18 protein-coding genes and 1 pseudogene are annotated in these 19,725 nt (G+C 61.5%); 9 read left to right on the forward strand and 10 right to left on the reverse strand.

Annotated features, from left to right (window positions below):
- Positions 1–45: 45 nt before the first annotated feature.
- Both CRO23_RS03575 and hpt read left to right on the forward strand, forming a co-directional pair.
- A pseudogene (locus tag CRO23_RS03575) lies at positions 46–237 on the forward strand (type II toxin-antitoxin system RelE/ParE family toxin); the annotation flags it as partial.
- A 90-nt stretch (positions 238–327) separates the two neighbouring features.
- Positions 328–864 (forward strand): hypoxanthine phosphoribosyltransferase, encoded by a 537-nt coding sequence (gene hpt / locus CRO23_RS03580; protein ID WP_004937527.1) that lies wholly within the window; start codon positions 328–330, stop codon positions 862–864.
- 38 nt (positions 865–902) lie between these two features.
- On the opposite strand, the gene can is transcribed toward hpt, so the two are convergent.
- Positions 903–1,559 (reverse strand): carbonate dehydratase, encoded by a 657-nt coding sequence (gene can / locus CRO23_RS03585; RefSeq protein ID WP_016930066.1) that lies wholly within the window; start codon positions 1,557–1,559, stop codon positions 903–905.
- Positions 1,560–1,769: 210 nt separating this feature from the next.
- On the opposite strand from can, the gene CRO23_RS03590 reads away from it, so the two are divergent.
- The 3 genes from CRO23_RS03590 (at position 1,770) to CRO23_RS03600 (ending at position 4,918) form a co-directional block, all read left to right on the forward strand.
- On the forward strand, positions 1,770–2,693 hold the full coding sequence (locus CRO23_RS03590) for an ABC transporter ATP-binding protein (RefSeq protein ID WP_015379030.1): 924 nt from the start codon (positions 1,770–1,772) through the stop codon (positions 2,691–2,693).
- Complete coding sequence (locus CRO23_RS03595) at positions 2,690–3,460, forward strand: ABC transporter permease (protein ID WP_004937535.1); 771 nt, start codon at positions 2,690–2,692, stop codon at positions 3,458–3,460. Before CRO23_RS03590 ends, CRO23_RS03595 begins: the two co-directional genes overlap by 4 nt.
- A 177-nt stretch (positions 3,461–3,637) precedes the next feature.
- Entirely contained in the window at positions 3,638–4,918 is a 1,281-nt protein-coding gene (locus tag CRO23_RS03600; protein ID WP_028127378.1) for a polysaccharide deacetylase family protein, read from the forward strand.
- 34 nt (positions 4,919–4,952) lie between these two features.
- Here the strand turns inward: CRO23_RS03600 and panD are convergent, their stop codons facing one another.
- The 3 genes from panD to panB all read right to left on the reverse strand — a co-directional run bounded on the left by panD (position 4,953) and on the right by panB (position 7,151).
- A complete protein-coding gene (gene panD, locus CRO23_RS03605) occupies positions 4,953–5,333 on the reverse strand; it encodes an aspartate 1-decarboxylase (RefSeq protein WP_004937544.1) in 381 nt (126 codons plus the stop codon).
- A 145-nt stretch (positions 5,334–5,478) separates the two neighbouring features.
- Positions 5,479–6,333 carry a pantoate--beta-alanine ligase gene (gene panC / locus CRO23_RS03610; RefSeq protein ID WP_016930063.1) on the reverse strand — a complete coding sequence of 285 codons (855 nt, stop codon included), beginning with the start codon at positions 6,331–6,333 and terminating at the stop codon, positions 5,479–5,481.
- Between the two features lie 23 nt (positions 6,334–6,356).
- Positions 6,357–7,151, reverse strand: a complete 795-nt coding sequence (gene panB, locus CRO23_RS03615; protein ID WP_004937548.1) for a 3-methyl-2-oxobutanoate hydroxymethyltransferase — start codon at positions 7,149–7,151, stop codon at positions 6,357–6,359.
- Between the two features lie 165 nt (positions 7,152–7,316).
- Between panB and qseB the strand changes: the two genes are divergently transcribed.
- Both qseB and qseC read left to right on the forward strand, forming a co-directional pair.
- On the forward strand, positions 7,317–7,979 hold the full coding sequence (gene qseB, locus CRO23_RS03620) for a quorum sensing response regulator transcription factor QseB (RefSeq protein WP_097101394.1): 663 nt from the start codon (positions 7,317–7,319) through the stop codon (positions 7,977–7,979).
- Positions 7,976–9,334, forward strand: a complete 1,359-nt coding sequence (qseC, locus tag CRO23_RS03625; RefSeq protein ID WP_097101396.1) for a quorum sensing histidine kinase QseC — start codon at positions 7,976–7,978, stop codon at positions 9,332–9,334. Before qseB ends, qseC begins: the two co-directional genes overlap by 4 nt.
- 5 nt (positions 9,335–9,339) lie before the next feature.
- On the opposite strand, the gene folK is transcribed toward qseC, so the two are convergent.
- From folK to thpR, 6 genes are all read right to left on the reverse strand, one after another.
- A complete protein-coding gene (gene folK, locus CRO23_RS03630; protein ID WP_060445100.1) occupies positions 9,340–9,840 on the reverse strand; it encodes a 2-amino-4-hydroxy-6-hydroxymethyldihydropteridine diphosphokinase in 501 nt (166 codons plus the stop codon).
- Entirely contained in the window at positions 9,840–11,387 is a 1,548-nt protein-coding gene (gene pcnB / locus CRO23_RS03635; RefSeq protein WP_071883579.1) for a polynucleotide adenylyltransferase PcnB, read from the reverse strand. The genes folK and pcnB overlap by 1 nt, the downstream gene beginning before the upstream one ends.
- A 61-nt stretch (positions 11,388–11,448) precedes the next feature.
- Positions 11,449–12,360, reverse strand: a complete 912-nt coding sequence (gene gluQRS / locus CRO23_RS03640) for a tRNA glutamyl-Q(34) synthetase GluQRS (protein ID WP_016930059.1) — start codon at positions 12,358–12,360, stop codon at positions 11,449–11,451.
- Between the two features lie 195 nt (positions 12,361–12,555).
- Complete coding sequence (gene dksA / locus CRO23_RS03645; RefSeq protein ID WP_004937569.1) at positions 12,556–13,011, reverse strand: RNA polymerase-binding protein DksA; 456 nt, start codon at positions 13,009–13,011, stop codon at positions 12,556–12,558.
- Between the two features lie 183 nt (positions 13,012–13,194).
- Positions 13,195–13,902 carry a DNA/RNA nuclease SfsA gene (gene sfsA / locus CRO23_RS03655; protein WP_004937572.1) on the reverse strand — a complete coding sequence of 236 codons (708 nt, stop codon included), beginning with the start codon at positions 13,900–13,902 and terminating at the stop codon, positions 13,195–13,197.
- Entirely contained in the window at positions 13,899–14,441 is a 543-nt protein-coding gene (gene thpR, locus CRO23_RS03660; protein WP_016930058.1) for an RNA 2',3'-cyclic phosphodiesterase, read from the reverse strand. Before thpR ends, sfsA begins: the two co-directional genes overlap by 4 nt.
- 190 nt (positions 14,442–14,631) lie before the next feature.
- Here thpR and hrpB point away from each other — a divergent pair, with 190 nt between their 5' ends.
- Together hrpB and mrcB are read left to right on the forward strand one after the other, a co-directional pair.
- Positions 14,632–17,070 (forward strand): ATP-dependent helicase HrpB, encoded by a 2,439-nt coding sequence (gene hrpB / locus CRO23_RS03665; protein ID WP_170913144.1) that lies wholly within the window; start codon positions 14,632–14,634, stop codon positions 17,068–17,070.
- A gap of 118 nt (positions 17,071–17,188) precedes the next feature.
- A complete protein-coding gene (gene mrcB, locus CRO23_RS03670; RefSeq protein ID WP_079451764.1) occupies positions 17,189–19,696 on the forward strand; it encodes a bifunctional glycosyl transferase/transpeptidase in 2,508 nt (835 codons plus the stop codon).
- The last annotated feature ends 29 nt before the right edge of the window (positions 19,697–19,725 follow it).

A 19,725-nucleotide genomic window follows, 5' to 3' on the forward strand; every position in this document is an offset into this window, starting at 1 on the left:
TTATATACGCTGCTGGCTTTTATCGCTGAGTGAAATCCACTTGCCGCTGAGGCTTTGTTACAACGCATTGAAGAGTCGGTTATCCCGTTAGCGGAACATCCTTATCTATTCCGGCCAGGCAGGGTGAACGGGACTCGTGAAATGGTTGTTCATCCTAATTACATTGTGGTTTACCGCGTGCTGGCTGCGCATATTGAAATAGTGAGTGTCCTGCACGCTCGTCAGGAATACCCTTAATAAAGAAAACTCCCCTGTCCGGGAGAGAGGCAAGTCGTAACGGCCTATGCTAAACTCTGCGCCTTTCTTCCGGCAACTGACCTGAATACTATGAAACACACTGTAGACGTAATGATTTCCGAGCAGGAAGTTAAGACCCGTATCGCCGAACTTGGCCGCCAGATCACCGAACATTACCGCGACAGCGGCAGCGACATGGTGCTGGTCGGGCTGCTGCGCGGCTCCTTCATGTTCATGGCCGATCTCTGCCGCGCGATCGAGGTGCCGCACGAAGTCGACTTTATGACCGCCTCCAGCTACGGCAGCGGCATGTCCACCACCCGCGACGTGAAGATCCTCAAGGATCTGGACGAAGACATTCGCGGCAAAGACGTGCTGATCGTGGAAGACATCATCGATTCCGGCAACACGCTGAACAAAGTGCGCGAGATTTTGGCGCTGCGCGGGCCGAAGTCGCTGGCGATTTGCACCTTGCTGGACAAACCTGAGCGCCGTGAAGTACAGGTGCCGGTCGAATATGTCGGCTTCTCGATCCCGGATGAGTTCGTGGTGGGGTATGGCATCGACTACGCTCAGCGCTACCGTCACCTGCCGTACGTCGGCAAAGTGGTGCTGCTGGACGAGTAATTGGATGTGGGGCGCGGCAAGCCGCGCCCGCGGCGGGGTTATACGCCTTTATCCTGCTTCAGTTTGGCTATCGCTTTGCGGTAGCCCATCTCCAGGCTCTCGCGGCTGGTCGCCAGCACTTCCATATCGCGCAGACGGCCGTCCTGAATGCCGTACACCCAACCGTGGATCATCACCTTCTGGCCGCGCTTCCAGGCGGACTGCATGATGGTGGAGTGGCCCAGGTTGTACACCTGTTCAATGACGTTGATCTCGCACAGCATGTCGAAACGCTGTTCCGGCGGCAGCTCGCCCAGCAGCGAGCTGTGCTTGTACCACAGATCGCGAATGTGCAGCAGCCAGTTGTCGATCAATCCCAGCTCCGGGTTTTCCACCGCCGCCTGCACGCCGCCGCAGCCCAGGTGGCCGCAGATGATGATGTGTTCGACTTCCAGCACATCTACCGCATACTGCACCACCGACAGGCAGTTAAGATCGGTGTGGATCACGAGGTTCGCCACGTTGCGATGGACGAACAGTTCACCCGGCTCGAGGCCGGTCAGGCGTTCTGCGGGAACGCGGCTGTCAGAGCAACCAATCCATAAGAAGCGGGGCTTTTGCGCCTGGGCTAAACGTTCAAAAAATTCCGGGTCTTCCTGACTGATATTGGCCGACCAGGCCTGGTTGTTGGCGATAAGCTCTTCGATTTCTTTCATGAAGGTGATTGACCCGTAACGGACAGATTGCGTTGGGGTAATATAGGGTAAGCGTCACAATTTGGAAATCGGAACAGTGGTGCAGCCTCATTTACCGCACGGATTCGACGCAGTGAAAACGCCGTCGATGCTAGGATTATTGTTAGTGTTTCAAGCCTCGCAAACAGGGGCGCGGCGGCATACTCATCGTTATAAGGTACTATTTTACATATGAATTATGCACTGGAATTAGCGCAGCTGACCAAGACTTACGCCGGTGGCGTCAAGGCGCTGCGCGGCATCGACCTGAGCGTCGAAGCGGGGGACTTTTATGCCCTGCTGGGGCCAAACGGCGCCGGAAAGTCCACCACCATCGGCATCATCAGCTCGCTGGTGAACAAAACCGCCGGCAGCGTGCGGGTGTTCGGTTACGACATCGATAAAGACATCGTCAACGCCAAGCGCCAGCTCGGCCTGGTGCCGCAGGAGTTCAACTTCAACCCGTTCGAGACCGTGTTGCAGATCGTGGTGAACCAGGCGGGTTACTACGGCGTCACGCGGCGTGAAGCGATGGCGCGCGCCGAAAAATACCTCAATCAGCTGGATCTGTGGGGCAAGCGCAACGAGCGCGCCCGCATGCTGTCCGGCGGCATGAAGCGCCGCCTGATGATCGCCCGCGCGTTGATGCATCAGCCGAAGCTGCTGATTCTCGATGAGCCGACCGCCGGGGTGGATATTGAGCTGCGTCGCTCGATGTGGGGCTTCCTGAAAGAGCTGAACGCCCAGGGCACCACCATTATCCTCACCACCCACTATCTGGAAGAGGCGGAAATGCTGTGCCGCAACATCGGCATCATCCAGAACGGGGAACTGGTGGAAAACACCTCGATGAAGGGGCTGCTGGCCAAGCTGAAGTCGGAAACCTTCATCCTCGATCTGGCGGCGAAGAGCCCGCTGCCGAAGCTGGACGGTTACCACAGCCGCCTGACGGATACCTCGACGCTGGAAGTGGAGGTGATGCGCGAGCAGGGGCTGAACGGCCTGTTCGCCCAGCTGAGCGCGCAGGGCGTGCAGGTGCTGAGCATGCGCAATAAGGCGAACCGCCTGGAAGAGCTGTTTGTCACCCTGGTTAACGGCAATGGAGAGAAAGCATGACGCGTTTGTATTGGGTGGCCTTACAGAGCATCTGGGCCAAAGAGGTAAACCGGTTCGCGCGCATCTGGATCCAGACCCTGGTGCCGCCGGTGATCACCATGACGCTGTACTTCATCATCTTCGGTAACCTGATCGGCTCGCGCATCGGCGATATGCACGGCTTCAGCTACATGCAGTTCATCGTGCCCGGCCTTATCATGATGGCGGTGATCACCAACTCCTATGCCAACGTCGCCTCGTCGTTCTTCAGCGCCAAGTTTCAGCGCAACATTGAGGAACTGCTGGTGGCGCCGGTGCCGACCCATGTGGTGATCGCCGGCTATGTCGGCGGCGGCGTGGCGCGCGGCATCTGCGTCGGCGTGCTGGTGACCATCATCTCGCTGTTCTTCGTGCCGCTGCAGGTGCACGCCTGGTGGGTGATTGCGCTGACGCTGCTGCTGACGGCGATCCTGTTCTCGCTGGCGGGGCTGATCAATGCGGTGTTCGCCACCACTTTCGACGACATCAGCCTGATCCCGACCTTCGTGCTGACGCCGCTGACTTACCTGGGCGGGGTGTTCTACTCGCTGTCGCTGCTGCCGCCATTCTGGCAGGCGGTGTCCAAGCTGAACCCCATCGTTTATATGATCAGCGGCTTCCGCTACGGTTTCCTCGGCATCAACGATGTGCCGCTGGCGTTCACCATGGCGGTGCTGGTGGCGTTTATCGCGGTGTTTTACCTGCTGTCCTGGTACCTGATCGAGCGCGGCCGCGGCCTGCGCAGCTGATTGTATCGCGCCCTCGCTTTCCCGGCGGGGGCGCTTTTCTTGATTTGGCGCAGGCGGCGCATAAATCAATAGAATTGCTCAAATAACCGCTAGTTCCCCGCTGTTCAAATCGTGCTATGCTGGCGCTCCACATTTCCTCCACTTTTGTCATTACGCACTCGTAAGCAGAACATCATCATGCGGTCTCAATACACGTTAACGGCTGGGTTGCTCGGCATTCTGATGTCGTTGGTTTCCCCTGTGAGCCTGGCTAGTTTGCTGTCGGAAGACAGCGCGGTTAAATCTGAATACATGGAAGCGCAGCGCGATAGCGAAGTCTATGCGTTGGTGGGCGAGCATGTGATCCCGGTAGGGGAGGTGAAGCGCGGGCAACTGATCCAAGTCTTCCCGGCGGATGCGGAATACTACGAATTCAAATTTGGGCATGGTACCGGCTTTATCGATAAAGACGACGTGCGTGAATTGAAGAAGTCGCGCAAGGTGCAAGACGATCTGGGCGAGCTGAACAAACCGCTGACCAACCAGAATCTGATCACGCAAAAAACGATCGACGTATACACCGCAGCGGACAAGGACAGCGAGGTCTTGGGCACGCTGGAAGGCAACCTGCGCTATCCGATCATCGGCAAGCTGAAGGATCGCCTGAACAACACCTGGTACGAGGTCAACATCGGCGAGCGGCTGGGGTTCATTAATGAGTTGGACTGCGAGATCGATAACGGCATACCGGTGCTGACTTACCACCACCTGCTGAAAAACGAAGAGAACAAACGCTTCCGCCACACCTCGACCACCACTTCAGACGTGGCGTTCAGCAACCAGATGACCTACCTGAAGCAGGCGGGCTACGACACCATTTCGCTGTACCAGCTGGAAGCCTACCTGAAAAATCAGATCAACCTGCCGGGCAAGGCGATCGTGCTGACTTTTGACGACGGCCTGAAATCGGTGTATCGCTACGCTTATCCGGTGCTGAAGGATTACGGTTTCCGCGCCACGGCGTTCATCATCTCTTCGCGCATCAAACGCCACCCGCAGAAATGGAACCCGGACTCGCTGCAGTTTATGAGCGTCTCGGAGCTCAAGCAGATTCAGGACGTGTTCGACGTGCAGTCGCATACCCATTTCCTGCACCGCACCGACGGCAATCGCCAGCCGATTTTGCTGAGCCGTTCGCTGCACAATATCGAGTTCGATTTTGAGCGCTCGCGCCGCGCGCTGTCGCAGTTCAATCCGCACGTGCTGTATCTGTCCTACCCGTTCGGCGGCTATAACCAACGGGCGATTCAGGCGGCGCAGGACGCCGGTTTCCATCTGGCGGTGACCACGGTGCAGGGCAAGGTAAAGCCGGGGGATAACCCCTATACACTGAAGCGGCTGTATATTCTGCGCACCGACTCGATCCAGACCATGGCGGATCGGATAGCCAACAAGCCGGGCACGGTGGTGGTGCAATAAGGAAGAACGGGCGCGCAAGGCGCCCGTTTTATTGTCAGGCGACCTGAACCGGCACGGCTTTCGCCTTGCGCTGCAGGTTGTTGTCACCTTCGAAATAGGCGACTTTCGGGTGGTGCTGGCGGGCGTCGGCGTCGGTCATTTGCACATAGGAGCAGATGATCAGTTTGTCGCCGACGCAGGCGCAGCGCGCGGCGGCGCCGTTGACCGATATGATGCGCGAACCGCGCTCGGCGGCGATGGCGTAGGTGGAGAAGCGCTGGCCGTTATCCACGTTGTAAATATCGATCGCTTCATATTCCAGAATGCCGGCGGCCTCCAGGAAATCCTGGTCGATGGCGCAGGATCCTTCATAGTGCAAGTCAGCCTGAGTGACTTTGACGCGATGCAGCTTGCCTTGCAGCATAGTACGTATCATAGCTTTACCTAACTGAATATCGGCCTTCACAGGCGCTGGGGTTGAACATCTCTCCTGCATCCCTGCAATCTCTATCGTCACCGATTGCTTCGCCATTGTCTACCAATGGCTAGGGCTTCAGGGTGACGACAGTATAAAAAATGGCTTACAGCGTCAGGTCGACCTGCTGGTTGTCGATAAGACGCGCCTTGCCCAGCCAGGCGGCCATCAGCACCACCGCCCGCTGGCTGTCCACCGTCAGCGGCTGCAGGCTGTCGGCGTCGCGAATAAACAACTCATCCGGCGTAAAGCCGGCGGCGCGCAGCTGCTCGGCGGTCTGCTCCAGCAGCGCTTCGACCTGGCGCTCGCCATTGGCCAACTGTTGCGCCAGCGCGTTCATGATTTTGCTCAGCTGCGGCGCAACCTTGCGCTCTTCGGCGGTCAGGTAACCGTTGCGCGAGCTGAGGGCCAGGCCGTCTTTGGCGCGCACGGTCGGCACGCCGACGATATCGATGTCGTAACCCATGTCCGCCACCATTTTGCGGATCAGCGCCAGCTGTTGGTAATCCTTCTCGCCGAAACAGGCCAAATCAGGCTGCACCAGGTTGAACAGCTTGCTGACGATGGTGGAAACGCCGCGGAAGTGGCCCGGCCGGCTTGCGCCTTCCAGGATGGTGGAGATGCCCGGCACATCGACGTAGGTCTGCTGCTCCAGGCCCTGCGGATAAACCGCGGCCGGGGCCGGCGCAAACACCAGATCGACGCCGCGGCGAGTCAGCTTCTCGCTGTCTTCCTGCAGCGTGCGCGGGTAGCGCGCCAGATCGTCCGGCCGATCGAACTGCATCGGGTTAACGAAGATGCTCACCACCACCACGTCGGCGCGGGCGCGCGCTTCATCGACCAGCGTCATGTGGCCGTCGTGCAGGTTGCCCATGGTCGGCACCAGTGCGATGCGTTTGCCTTCCTGGCGCCAGCGGCGGATCTGCTGACGCAGCATCGGCAGGGTTTCGATAATAATCATTGGGGGACTCCTGGAACCATCGCTTAGTTAAAAGAGTGTTCAGCCGCCGGGTAGAGGCCTTGCTCCACTTCCTGAATGTAATGCTGCACCGCCGTGCGGATATCGCCGCTCTGCGCCAGGAAGTTCTTGGCGAACTTCGGCGTGTGGCCGCCGGTGATGCCGAAGGCGTCATGCATCACCAGGATCTGGCCGTCGGTGCCGTTGCCGGCGCCGATGCCGATGACCGGAATGGACAGCGCTTCGGTGATCTGGCGCGCCAGCTCGGTCGGCACGCATTCCAGCACCAGCAGCTGAATGCCGGCCAGTTCCAGATTCTGCGCGTCCTGCAACAGCTGTTTGGCGGCCAGTTCGTCGCGTCCTTGCACCTTATAGCCGCCGAACACGTTGACCGACTGCGGCGTCAGGCCCAGGTGTCCGCACACCGGTACCGCGCGTTCAGCGAGCATTTTCACCGTGTCGCACAGCCAGCTGCCGCCTTCCAGTTTCACCATGTTGGCGCCGGCGCGCATCAGCTCGGCGGCGTTGGCGAAGGTCTGTTCCGGGGTGGCGTAACTCATGAACGGCAGATCGGCCAGCAGCAGGCAGGCCGGCGCGCCGCGGCGCACGGCGCGCGTGTGGTAGGCCACGTCGGCGACGGTGACCGGCAGCGTGGAGTCGTGGCCCTGCAGCGTCATGCCCAGCGAATCGCCCACCAACAGGACTTTGATGCCTTGCTCTTCAAACAGTTTGGCAAAGCTGGCATCGTAGGCGGTAAGGGTAGCAAACTTGCGCTGCTCCTGTTTCCACTGGCGCAAATGGGTCACGGTGGTGGGTTTCATCACAACGTCTCCTGAAAGGGCCGTGCGGCTTACGCAGGCCCAGGCTGCAAAAAAGTGCAGCCATTCTACTGTAACCCGATCGGGGTGGGTAGCGCGGATCGCCATGCTTAAGCGGTTCTTAAGAACCTTGTGGTGCAATGGCGCCAAGACTCAAAAGGGATACTCATGCGAATTCTGTTGATCGAAGATGACAAATTGATCGGGGACGGCATCAAGGTCGGGCTGACCAAACTCGGCTTTAACCTGGACTGGTTCACCGACGGCGCCGTCGGCAAAAATGCGCTGGACAGCGCACCGTATGACGCGGTGATCCTCGATCTCAGCCTGCCTGGCCTCGACGGCCTGGATCTGCTGCGCCAGTGGCGCCAGGCGGGGCAGGACGTGCCGGTGCTGATCCTCACCGCCCGCGACGCGCTGGAGCAGCGGGTCAGCGGGCTGCAAAGCGGCGCCGACGATTATCTGTGCAAGCCGTTCGCGCTGGCCGAAGTGGCGGCGCGCCTGCAGGCGCTGATCCGGCGTCGTCACGGCCAACTGATGCCGCAGCTGACGCACGGCAACGTAGTGTTCGACAGCGCCACCCGCAGCGTGAGCTGCAACGGCGAACCGGTGACGCTGACGCCGCGCGAATTGGCGGTGCTGGAGCTGTTTTTGCACAACAAGGGGCGGGTGCTGGCGCGGCCGTTGATTCAGGAGAAACTGTACAACTGGGACGACGAGGTGAGCAGCAACGCGGTGGAGGTGCATATTCACCACCTGCGGCGCAAGCTGGGCAACGGCTTCATCCGCACCATCCACGGCGTGGGTTACACGCTGGGGGATGCGCCGTGAAGCGTCTCAGCCTGCGGCTGCGCCTGATCCTGATCTTCAGCCTGTTGGCGCTGCTGACCTGGAGCACCGCCAGCGTGGTGGCCTGGGTGATGTCGCGCAACACCATCAACGAAGTGTTCGACACCCAACAGATGCTGTTCGCCAAACGGCTGGCGACCGCCAACCTCGGCGATCTGTTGGCCGATGAAAGCGCGCGCAGCCTGCCGAAAACCAAGAAGCTGGTGCATCACGGCAAGCGCGGCGAGCAGGACGACGACGCGCTGGCGTTCGCCATCTTCGATCGCCAAGGCAAGATGCTGCTCAACGACGGCGAGAACGGTGCTGATTTCCTGTTTGACGGGGAGCGTGAAGGTTTTACCGACGGTGAGCGCAAAGGCGATGACGACAGCTGGCGCCTGGTATGGTTGACCAGCCCCGACGGGCGCTATCGCATTGTCGTGGGGCAGGAGTGGGATTACCGGCGCGATATGGCGCTGGGCATGGTGACCGGCCAGCTGGTGCCCTGGCTGGCGACGCTGCCGGTGCTGATGTTGCTGATCGCGCTGATGGTCGGGCGCGAGCTGCGGCCGCTGCGCGCGGTGGCGGCCGGTTTGCGCCGGCGCGCGCCCGATGACGCCACGCCGCTGGATGCGCGCCAGGTGCCGACCGAGGTGCGCCCGCTGGTGGATGCGCTCAATGCGCTGTTCGCCCGCATCAACGCTTTGCTGGTGCGGGAGCGGCGCTTCACCTCCGATGCTGCGCACGAGTTGCGCAGCCCGCTGGCGGCGCTGCGGGTGCAGACTGAAGTGGTGCAGCTGGCGGGGGACGATGCGCCGATGCGTGAGCACGCGCTGGACAATCTGACGCTCGGCATCGACCGCGCCACCCGGCTGGTGGATCAACTGCTGACGCTGTCGCGGCTGGATTCGCTGTCGGATCTGGCCGAACTTGCGCCGGTCGACTGGAACGATCTGGTGACGATGACCCTGGCGGAGCAGGATCGGCAGGCCCATGCGGCGGGCGTGACGCTACGCTATGAACATCAGGGAACGCCACCGCCGAGTCAGGGAGAAACCTTGCTGCTGTCGTTGCTGTTGCGCAATCTGCTGGACAACGCAGTGCGCTATACCCCGCAGGGCGGCGTCGTCACCGTGACGTTGAGCGAACGTTCGCTGATGGTGGCGGACGACGGTCCGGGTGTCACCACGGAGCATCTGGCGCGGCTCGGAGAACGTTTCTACCGCCCGCCGGGACAGGAACAAACCGGCAGCGGTCTGGGGTTATCTATCGTGCAGCGTATCGCCGGCTTGCATGGTTTGCAGGTCAGTTTCGCCAATCGCCCGGCGGGGGGATTTGTAGCGCGGTTGGCGCTGTAGGTGGGTCAGGACTTGAGTTTTGGCTGATGCCACAGCGCCATGCCGTTTTCCGGCACGCGCTTGAGGCAGCTGGCGAGCGGTTCGCCATCGGGGAAAATCAGATCGGGGGCGATTTCCGCCAGCGGGTAGAGCATGAATTCGCGCTCTTTCAGGCCGTAATGCGGCACCGTCAGGCGCTCGGTATGGATCACCTTGTCGCCGTACAGCATGATATCCAGATCGAGCGTGCGCGGCCCCCAGCGCTCATCCTTGCGCACGCGCCCCTGATTGCGTTCTATCGCCTGGGTATGGTCGAGCAGCTGTTCGGGCGGCAACAGGGTATCCAGCGCCACCACCGCGTTGAGAAAGTCCGGCTGGTTTTGCGGCCCCAGCGGCTTGGTGCGGTAAAACGAAGAACAGATGACCAGCCGGGTGCGCGGGAGATGCTCCAGCGCCTCCAGCGCGGCGTTAACCTGTTGCAGCGGCTGCGCCAGGTTGCTGCCCAGCGCGATATAAACGCGGATCATTATGCCCCTTCTTTGCGCGGTGCCCGGCGGCGAGGGCGGCGTTGGCGCGCGCGGCGCGGCGCCGGATCGTCGCCCAGGGTGCTCAGCATGGCTTTCTGCCGCGCCGGCGTGGCGTCCTGGAACTCGCCCCACCACTCGGCCAGACGCAGCATCTCCTGATTGTCTTCCACTTCCGCACGCAGCGCCAGCAGGTCATAGGCGGCGCGGAATTTCGGATGTTCCATCAGTTTGTGCGCGCGTTTGCCCTGACGGCGAGACAGGCGCAGCTGCAGCTGCCAGATATCGCGCACCAGCGTGGTGATGCGTTTCGGGATCGCCAACGAGCGGCACTGCTCGTCGAGCACATCGTTCATCGCCAGCGCGAAGGCGTCGTAGTAGGCCAGGCCGCTTTCCTGCGCCAGCTTCTGCGCGTGCTCCAGCAGCGGGTACCACAGCATGGCGGCGAACAGGAACGCCGGGTTGACGCGCATGTCGTTCTGCAGGCGATGATCGGTGTTCTTCAGCACCTGCACCAGAATGCGCTCCATCGGCGTATCGTGGTTCGGCGTGAAGTTGCGGGCGATCAGCGGGAACAGCGGTTGGAACAGCTGATATTCGCACAGCTTCAGGTAGGTTTGGAAACCGTAACCCGCCTGCAGCAGCTTGAGGGATTCTTCGAACAGACGCGCCGGCGGGATCTCATGCAGCAGCGAGGCCAGGCGAGGGATCGGCTCGGCGGTCTCTTCGCTGATGCGCATGTCCAGCTTGGCGGCGAAGCGCACCGCGCGCAGCATGCGCACCGGATCTTCGCGGTAGCGGGTTTCCGGATCGCCGATCAGGCGGATCACGCCTTGTTTCAGATCGTTCAGGCCGCCGACGTAATCGCGCAGGGTGAAATCCGCCACGCCGTAGTACAGGCTGTTGATGGTGAAATCACGGCGCTGGGCGTCTTCCTCGATCGAACCGAAGATGTTGTCGCGCAGCAGCATGCCGTTTTGCGCCTGCTGGGAGGAATTCTTGTCGGATTCCTGATTCTGTTCGTGGTGACCGCGGAAGGTGGCCACTTCGATGATCTCCGGCCCAAACATCACGTGCGCCAGACGGAAGCGGCGGCCGACCAGGCGGCAGTTGCGGAACAGTTTGCGCACTTGTTCCGGCGTGGCGTTGGTGGTGATGTCGAAGTCTTTCGGCTTTTTGCCGAGCAACAGATCGCGCACTCCGCCGCCGACCAGATAAGCCTCGTAGCCGGACTTGTTCAGGCGATAAAGCACTTTTAGCGCATTCTCGCTGATGTCTTTGCGCGAAATCGAGTGCTGTTCGCGCGGGATCACGGTCATCGAGTCGTTGCTCTCGGCGAGAGGAAAAGGCGGACGCTTGCGCGGCGTTGAGCGGCGGGCAGGGGCGTTGCTGCCGTTATCGGCGGCGCGCGGCTGCGGCGCAGGGCGGCTTGGCGCCGCGGCACGCTCTTCGCGGACTACGTTTTTATCGCCGGCCGCCGCGTCGTCGCGGGGCAGCTTGTCATCGCGGGTCAGTACCTTACGACAGAAGTTGGCTACTCGGGTAAAAATGGTACACCTCGATAGTGACTGATAAAAATGGAGCTAACAAAAAATAGCGGCTAATCATAGCTCACCATGGCTCCTTTGAGAATGCCGGCGTGTTTTCATCCAGAGGGATAGCCTCCTGACGCGGCACGTTTTCCAACCGCCAGTGTTCGATCGCCCAGCTCAATAATAATGGCAGGTCAAGATCTTGCCAGCTTTCCGGCAGCGGTTGGCGCAGAAATTTCAGCGCGGCGATCAGCACCGGCCGCGGATCGCCAGCGGGCAACGCCGGCGCATGATTTTGCTTCGACAGCTTGATGCCGTTGGCGCCCAGCGCCAGCGGCAGATGCACATAAGCGGGCACCGGCGCCTGCAGCTGACGGTAGAGGGCAATTTGGCGCACCGTCGGTTCGATCAGATCGGCGCCGCGGACAATCTCGGTCACGCCCTGAAAATGGTCGTCGATCACCACCGCCAGGTTGTAGGCGAACAGCCCATCGCGGCGGCGAATGATAAAGTCTTCCCCCGCCAGCGCCGGATCGGCCTGCAATTCTCCCTGCAGGCGATCGTGGAACCGGTAAACGGGCGCGGTCTGGCGCAAGCGGATGGCGGCGCCCTGCGGGCCGAGCTGCAAGTCACGACAGTGGCCGTCGTACAATCCGCCGATGTGCTGGATGCGGCTGCGGGTGCAGGTGCAGTAATAGCTGAGCCCCTGGCGCTGCAACAGATCCAGCGCGGCGCGGTAGGCGTCGTGACGTTGGGATTGATAGATGACCTGGCCGTCCCAGTGGAGACCATAATGTTCCAGCGCGGACAGGATGCGAGCGGCGGCGCCGGGGACTTCACGCGGCGGGTCGATATCTTCGATGCGAACCAACCACTGCCCGCGTTGGGCGCGAGCCTGAAGGTAGCTTCCCAGAGCGGCAATCAGCGAACCGAAATGCAGATCCCCGGAAGGCGATGGGGCAAAACGCCCCACATAATGACTTTCTTGCATATCAGAGGGGAGGGGTTCCCTTTTCTCTGTGCGGCGCACGCGGGTACGCACGCCGCAGCGGTAACATACTCGTTATGCTTGAAACTGCATCTGTGTTAGCTGCGCCTGCTTACCCGAATCACTTACTTGAGTAAGCTCATCGGGATGCGCATTCTTGCCACCTTGATGCAGCTCCAATCATTTAGAGTAGCGGTATTAGCCGGCCATCTGCTTTTCGCGGATCTCGGCCAGCGTCTTGCAGTCGATGCACAGATCGGCGGTCGGACGCGCTTCGAGGCGACGAATACCGATCTCCACGCCACAAGATTCGCAGTAGCCGAAATCATCGTCTTCCACTTTCTTCAGCGTTTTCTCGATCTTTTTGATCAGTTTGCGTTCACGGTCACGGTTACGCAGTTCAAGGCTGAACTCTTCTTCCTGAGTGGCACGGTCGGCCGGATCAGGGAAGTTGGCTGCCTCTTCTTGCATATGCGATACAGTACGGTCCACTTCGTCCCTGAGCTGGTTGCGCCACGCTTCAAGAATGCGCTTGAAATGCGACAACTGGGCGTCGTTCATGTACTCTTCGCCCGGCTTCTCTTGGTACGGCTCCACCCCAGCGATGGCGAGAATGCTCAAGGACGAGGTTTTACGGTTTTGCCCTTCTTGCATGTTGCTTCTCCTACATACACACGCACTATCGAATCCCCAATGCGGGGGAAAAACAGGCCGCTATAAATAACAGAAGGAAGGTAGGTTGGCAATTATTCCTGTCGCCCGCTTGACAATCGTGTGAAGGAGGGCGTATTTGGCGATCGTGCTGGCCGGTTGTCTATTTATAGGGACCCGACTGCGCTAATCGATAAAAAACGGCAGCTTATCGCAGAGATAAATACCGTCAGGTGATAATTTTGCCCCGTAGCAAACCACTTCCACTCCCAACTGCCGGACCTGTGCCAACAGCGCCGCATAGCGCTCATCTATATGATGTGCCGGTGCGACCTGCTCAATACCGCTGTGTAACACGGCAAAGAACAACACCGCCCGTTGCCCGCTTTCAACCACGCTGAGCAACTCACGCAGGTGCTTTTGCCCTCTGAGCGTTACCGCATCAGGAAAGTAACCACGTTGTTGTTGCAGTAATGTGACTGACTTAACTTCAATATAGCAGTTAACCCGATTTTCTGCCTGTAATAACAAATCGATACGGCTGTTTTCACCGCCGTATTTCACCTCGCCGCTGATTTTACTGTAACCGGATAATTCATTGATTAAATTGTGTTCAATCGCCTCGCGCACCAGCGCGTTGGCGCGCAGGGTATTGACGCAGATCCAGTGCCCCTGTTGGGTATGGGTCAACTCCCAGCTGTGAGCGTATTTGCGCTTGGGATTGTCCGAGGTGGAGTACCAAACGGTGTCGCCGGGCGTGGCGCAGCCGGTCATGGCGCCGGTATTGGCGCAGTGCAGCGTAAAGGTTTCCCCTTCCGGGGTGATCACGTCCGCCAGAAAGCGTTTGTAACGTTTGATCAGCGTGGCTGAACGCAGCGGTGGAGAAAAAATCATGCGGATGCCTGTTTGGCCAGCGGCCACTGTTCGAGGTGTTGATAGCGGGTGCGGCCGTTTTCGAACACCGACTCATATAAGGAAAAGGCGTCGGCGCTGAATGCCCAGCCCGGCGTCGCCGGCGGGATCGCCACCGGCTGGGTGGCGGCGCGCAGCAGCGTGACATGCGGATGGAACGGCAGCGCGCTTTGATGGCAGCCGCTGCGGGCGGCCTGCGATCGCAGCAGCTCGGCCAGCTGCAGCAGCCCGCGCGGCGCGCGGCGGGTGCCGAGCCAGACCACGCCGGGGCGCGGCCAATGGCCGAGATCGTCGAGCCGCATGCTGAACCCGGGTTGTACGATGCGGCCGGCCAGCTTGCGCAGCGCTTGCTCTTTCTGCGCGGTGACCTCGCCGAGAAACGCCAGCGTCAGATGCAAATTGGCTGCAGCCACCGGCCGGCCGGCCTCCGGCGCAAACGCCTCGGCGCGCCAGCGGATCACCTGCTGTTGCAGGGCGTCAGGCAAGGACAGGGCGAAAAACAGGCGGCGCGAATTGGACATAAGGGCTCGGCAAATGCATGACAAAACGGTCGGGAACAGCGGTAAACGTTGCTGGCAGCGGCCCCGCGAGGGGCGCGGCGCACGAATGAGCTCCGTACTATAGCTAACGACGCCGCAGTTTGAAAGGCTACGGGGACAAAGCTAATGCTACACTGTACGCCGTTTAACGTTAACCACCACGGAGAGTTCAGTGTCTTCATTGCCCGTCAGCGCGGTGCTTGATGAGTTGCTGGCTGCGTTGCAGTCCGCTCCTCAGGTGCTGTTGCACGCCCCGACCGGCGCCGGTAAATCCACCTGGCTGCCGCTGCAGCTCCTGGCGAAGGCCGGGTTGCCGGGGCGCATTATCATGCTGGAGCCGCGGCGGCTGGCGGCGAAAAACGTCGCTTACCGCCTGGCACAGCAACTGGGGGAGGAGCCCGGCCAGACCGTGGGCTACCGCATGCGCGCCGAAAGTAAAAGCGGGCCGCAGACCCGGCTGGAAGTGGTGACGGAAGGCATTCTCACCCGCATGTTGCAGCAGGATGCCGAGCTGCAGGGCGTGTCGTTGGTGATCCTCGATGAATTCCACGAACGCAGCCTGCAGGCCGATCTGGCGCTGGCGTTGCTGCTCGATGTGCAGCAAGGGCTGCGCGACGATCTGAAGCTGCTGATCATGTCGGCCACCTTGGATAACGCTCGCCTGTCGCAGTTGCTGCCGGAAGCGCCGGTAGTGGTGTCCGAGGGGAGAAGCTTCCCGGTTGAGCGTTTATATCAGCCGTTGGCCAGCCATCAGCGGCTGGAGGACGGCGTAGCGGCGGCGGTGAAGCGGTTGCTGGCCGAACAGCCGGGATCTTTGCTGCTGTTCCTACCGGGCGTGGCGGAGATCAATCGGGTGCTGGAGCGATTGACCGGCGAGGTGGCGAGCGATACCGATCTTTGCCCGCTGTATGGCGCCTTGCCTCTGGCGCAACAGCAAAAAGCGATTCAGCCGGCGGCGCCTGGTCGCCGCAAGGTGGTGCTGGCGACCAACATCGCCGAAACCAGCCTGACGATCGAGGGCATTCGGCTGGTGGTGGACAGCGGTCTGGAGCGCGTGGCGCGTTACGACGTGCGCAACGGTTTGACGAGGCTGGCGACGCAGCGCATCAGTCAGGCCTCGATGGTGCAGCGCGCCGGGCGCGCCGGGCGCCTGGAGCCGGGCCTTTGCTGGCATCTGTTCGCCAAAGAACAGGCGGAACGCGCGGCGGAACATGCCGAACCGGACATTTTGCAGAGCGATCTCACCGGTTTCTGGCTCGAACTGTTGCAGTGGGGTTGCCACGATCCGGCGCAACTGACCTGGCTTGATGCGCCTCCGGCGGCGGCATTGACGGCGGCCAGGGCGCTGTTGCGCCGCCTGGGGGCTACGGATGACGGCGACAAACTCACCGCGCCGGGGCGCCAGATGGCTGCGTTGGGGTGCGAGCCGCGGTTGGCGGCGATGCTGGTCGCCGGCGCGACGCTGAGCGCCGACGGGCTGGCGACGGCGGCATTGTTGGCGGCGTTGCTGGAAGAACCGCCGCGCGGCGGGCAGATGGATATCGGTTATTGGCTGAGCCGCCCGCAAGCGAACTGGCGGCAGCGCGCCGCGCAGTTGGCCAAACGCCTGCCGCAACGTGCGGGGCAAGTCGACGTCGAGCTGGCGCCGCGTCTGTTGGCACAGGCATTTACCGATCGCATCGCCCAGCGGCGTGGCCAGGACGGCCGCTACCTGCTGGCCAACGGCCTGGGCGCGGCGATGAATCAGGACGAGGCGCTGTCGCGCGCCCCCTGGCTGATCGTTCCCAGCCTGTTGCAGGGCCACAACAGCCCCGATGCGCGTATCCTGCTGGCGCTGCCGGTGGACATCGAAGCGCTGGCGGCGCAGCTGCCGGCGATGGTCATGCAGCGCACGGCGGTGGAGTGGGATGAAGAAAAGGGCACGCTGCGCGCCTGGAAACGCCAGCAGATCGGTCGTCTGACGCTGCGCGCTCAGCCGCTGGCCAAACCGGCGGACGAAGAGCTGCAGCAGGCGCTGCTCGACTGGGTGCGCGCGCAGGGGTTGGCGGTGCTCAACTGGGAGGGCGCCGCTGAACAATTGCGGGTGCGCCTGCAGTGCGCGCAAGCCTGGCTGCCGGAGGCGGAATGGCCGGCGATGGATGAAGAGCCGCTGCTGGCGGCGCTGGAGCAGTGGCTGTTGCCGTCGCTGAACGGCGTGCGCGATCTGCGCGGCTTGAAGCAGGTCAACATCGCCGAGGCGCTGTCCCGCCTGCTGGACTGGCAGCAAAAGCAGCGGCTGGATAATGCGTTACCCACTCATTACACTGTGCCGACCGGTAGCCGCCTGCCGATCCGTTATGAGGCCGGTAAACCGCCGGCGCTGGCGGTGCGCTTGCAGGAGGTTTTCGGCGAGCAGCGCAGCCCGATGTTGGCGGAGGGTCGCATCCCGGTGGTGCTTGAGTTACTCTCACCGGCGCACCGGCCGTTGCAAATCACCGGCGATCTGGCGGCCTTCTGGCAAGGCGCCTACCGCGAGGTGCAAAAAGAGATGAAGGGCCGCTACCCGAAACACGTGTGGCCGGACGATCCGGCCACGGCGGTACCGACGCGCCGAACGAAGAAATATCAGTAGGTCGCGATCATTCAAGGTTTGGAATTCAGATGTTTCTTCTGGTCAGCGCTGCGGCGTCGGCACAGATTAAGCGACTAATCATGGCCGGCAGTGTCGGCAAGCTCGGAGAACAACAGCCATGGCTGGGGATGACCGCGAGCCCATCGGGCGCAAAGGAAAACAACCAAAAAGCACCGCGTCGCGCAAGCCGCCGCGCCGTCGCCGAGACGACGATTATGACGATTACGAAGAAGACGAGTATGACGATGATGAGTATGAAGAGGAGGAGGAACGCATGCCGCGTAAGGTAAAAGCGACTCCGCCGCGTAAAAAACGCCGCTGGCTCGGCCTGATTATCAAACTGATCCTGGTGCTCGCCGTCTTGTTGGCGATCTATGGCGTCTACCTGGACTCGCAGATCCGCAGCCGCATCGACGGCAAAGTCTGGCAGCTGCCGGCGGCGGTGTACGGCCGCATGGTCAACCTGGAACCGGGCATGCCGTACAGCAAGAAGGAGATGGTCAACCTGCTGGAAGGCATGCAGTATCGCCAGGTCAGCCGCATGACGCGTCCGGGCGAGTTTACCGTACAGGCCAACAGCATCGAGATGCTGCGTCGCCCGTTCGACTTCCCGGACGGTAAAGAAGGGCAGATCCGCGCCCGCCTCGATTTCCAGAACAACCGTTTGGCGAAGATCGAAAACCTGGACAGCGGCCGCAGCTTCGGCTTCTTCCGCCTCGATCCGCGTCTTATCACCATGCTGCAGTCGCCGAACGGTGAACAGCGCCTGTTCGTGCCGCGTTCCGGTTTCCCGGATCTGTTGGTGGACACGCTGATCGCCACGGAAGACCGCCACTTCTACGAGCATGACGGCATCAGCCCATACTCCATCGGCCGCGCGGTGCTGGCCAACCTGACCGCCGGCCGTGCGGTGCAGGGCGGCAGTACCCTGACGCAGCAGCTGGTGAAGAACCTGTTCCTGACCAACGAACGTTCGCTGTGGCGTAAGGCCAACGAAGCCTATATGGCGCTGTTGGTGGATTACCGTTACAGCAAAGACCGCATCCTGGAGCTGTATCTGAACGAGGTGTACCTCGGCCAGAGCGGCAGCGACCAGATCCGCGGTTTCCCGCTGGCCAGCCTGTATTACTTCGGCCGCCCGGTGGATGAGCTGAGCCTCGATCAACAGGCGTTGCTGGTCGGCATGGTCAAGGGCGCGTCGCTGTATAACCCGTGGCGTAACCCGAAACTGGCGCTGGAACGCCGCAATCTGGTGCTCAAACTGCTGCAGAACCAGGGGGTGATCGACGGCGAGCTGTATGACATGCTGAGCGCGCGTCCGCTGGGCGTACAGCCGAAAGGCGGCGTCATTACGCCACAGCCGGCGTTTATGCAGATGGTGCGTCAGGAACTGCAAACCAGGCTGGGCGATAAGGTCAATGACCTGTCCGGCGTGAAGATCTTCACCACGCTGGATCCGGTGTCGCAAGACGCGGCGGAAAAAGCGGTTGAAGACGGCATCCCGGCGCTGCGCGCCGCGCGTCACCTTCAGGATCTGGAAGCGGCGATGGTGATCGTCGATCGCTTCAGCGGTGAAGTGCGCGCCATGGTCGGCGGCGCCAACCCGCAGTTCGCCGGTTTCAACCGCGCCATGCAGGCGCGACGCCTGGTCGGCTCGCTGGCCAAACCGCCGACGTACCTGACCGCGCTGTCCGAGCCGGACAAATACCGCCTCAACACCTGGCTGGCGGATGCGCCGCTGTCGCTGAAACAGCCGAACGGCGCCGTCTGGCAGCCGAACAACTACGATCGCAAATTCCGCGGTCAGGTGATGCTGGTGGATGCGTTGGCCAACTCGCTGAACGTGCCGACGGTGAACCTCGGCCTGTCGGTCGGGCTGGATCAGATCAGCGCCACGCTGCAACGCCTGGGGATCCCGAAAGCGGAGATCAATCCGGTGCCTTCGATGCTGCTGGGGGCGATCGGCCTGACGCCGATGGAAGTGGCGCAGGAATACCAGACCATCGCCAGCGGCGGTAACCGTGCGCCGCTGTCGGCGGTGCGTTCGGTGATCGCCGAAGACGGCACCGTGCTGTACCAGAGCTTCCCACAGGCGGAGCGCATGGTGCCGGCGCAGGCCGCTTACCTGACGCTGTACGCGATGCAGCAGGGCGTGGCGCGCGGGACCTCCCGCTCGCTGTCGGTGAAGTTCCCGAACTACAACCTGGCGGCGAAAACCGGTACCACCAACGATCTGCGCGACAGCTGGTTCGCCGGCATCGACGGCAAGGAAGTGGCGATCGCCTGGGTCGGGCGCGATAACAACGGCCCGGCCAAGCTGACCGGCGCCAACGGCGCGTTGACCCTGTATCGCCGCTATCTGGAAAACCAGACGCCGCTGCCGCTGATGCTGCAGCCGCCGGAAGGCATTAACCAGATGAGCATCGACTCTGCCGGCAACTTTATCTGCGGCGGCGGCAGCTGGCGCACCATCCCGGTCTGGACCGACAATCCGCAGGGATTGTGCCAGGCCAGCCAGGCGGCGGTGCAGCAACAGCAGCAACAGCAACAGCAACAACCGGCGGCGGGTGAGCAAAAAGATGGCGATGGCGTCGCCGGCTGGATCAAGGATATGTTCGGCCAGTAATCGCTACCGGGGCGTCGGCCCCGGTGAAA

It is taken from the genome of Serratia sp. JKS296, assembly GCF_900215445.1.
GTDB lineage: Bacteria > Pseudomonadota > Gammaproteobacteria > Enterobacterales > Enterobacteriaceae > Serratia > Serratia marcescens.

Bases quoted from the DNA above. Each gene is read 5' to 3' on its own strand.
- hpt (WP_004937527.1), top strand. From the start codon at position 328: ATGAAACACACTGTAGACGTAATGATTTCCGAGCAGGAAGTTAAGACC.
- can (WP_016930066.1), bottom strand. From the start codon at position 1,559: ATGAAAGAAATCGAAGAGCTTATCGCCAACAACCAGGCCTGGTCGGCC.
- CRO23_RS03590 (WP_015379030.1), top strand. From the start codon at position 1,770: ATGAATTATGCACTGGAATTAGCGCAGCTGACCAAGACTTACGCCGGT.
- CRO23_RS03595 (WP_004937535.1), top strand. From the start codon at position 2,690: ATGACGCGTTTGTATTGGGTGGCCTTACAGAGCATCTGGGCCAAAGAG.
- CRO23_RS03600 (WP_028127378.1), top strand. From the start codon at position 3,638: ATGCGGTCTCAATACACGTTAACGGCTGGGTTGCTCGGCATTCTGATG.
- panD (WP_004937544.1), bottom strand. From the start codon at position 5,333: ATGATACGTACTATGCTGCAAGGCAAGCTGCATCGCGTCAAAGTCACT.
- panC (WP_016930063.1), bottom strand. From the start codon at position 6,333: ATGATTATTATCGAAACCCTGCCGATGCTGCGTCAGCAGATCCGCCGC.
- panB (WP_004937548.1), bottom strand. From the start codon at position 7,151: ATGAAACCCACCACCGTGACCCATTTGCGCCAGTGGAAACAGGAGCAG.
- qseB (WP_097101394.1), top strand. From the start codon at position 7,317: ATGCGAATTCTGTTGATCGAAGATGACAAATTGATCGGGGACGGCATC.
- folK (WP_060445100.1), bottom strand. From the start codon at position 9,840: ATGATCCGCGTTTATATCGCGCTGGGCAGCAACCTGGCGCAGCCGCTG.
- gluQRS (WP_016930059.1), bottom strand. From the start codon at position 12,360: ATGCAAGAAAGTCATTATGTGGGGCGTTTTGCCCCATCGCCTTCCGGG.
- dksA (WP_004937569.1), bottom strand. From the start codon at position 13,011: ATGCAAGAAGGGCAAAACCGTAAAACCTCGTCCTTGAGCATTCTCGCC.
- sfsA (WP_004937572.1), bottom strand. From the start codon at position 13,902: ATGATTTTTTCTCCACCGCTGCGTTCAGCCACGCTGATCAAACGTTAC.
- thpR (WP_016930058.1), bottom strand. From the start codon at position 14,441: ATGTCCAATTCGCGCCGCCTGTTTTTCGCCCTGTCCTTGCCTGACGCC.
- mrcB (WP_079451764.1), top strand. From the start codon at position 17,189: ATGGCTGGGGATGACCGCGAGCCCATCGGGCGCAAAGGAAAACAACCA.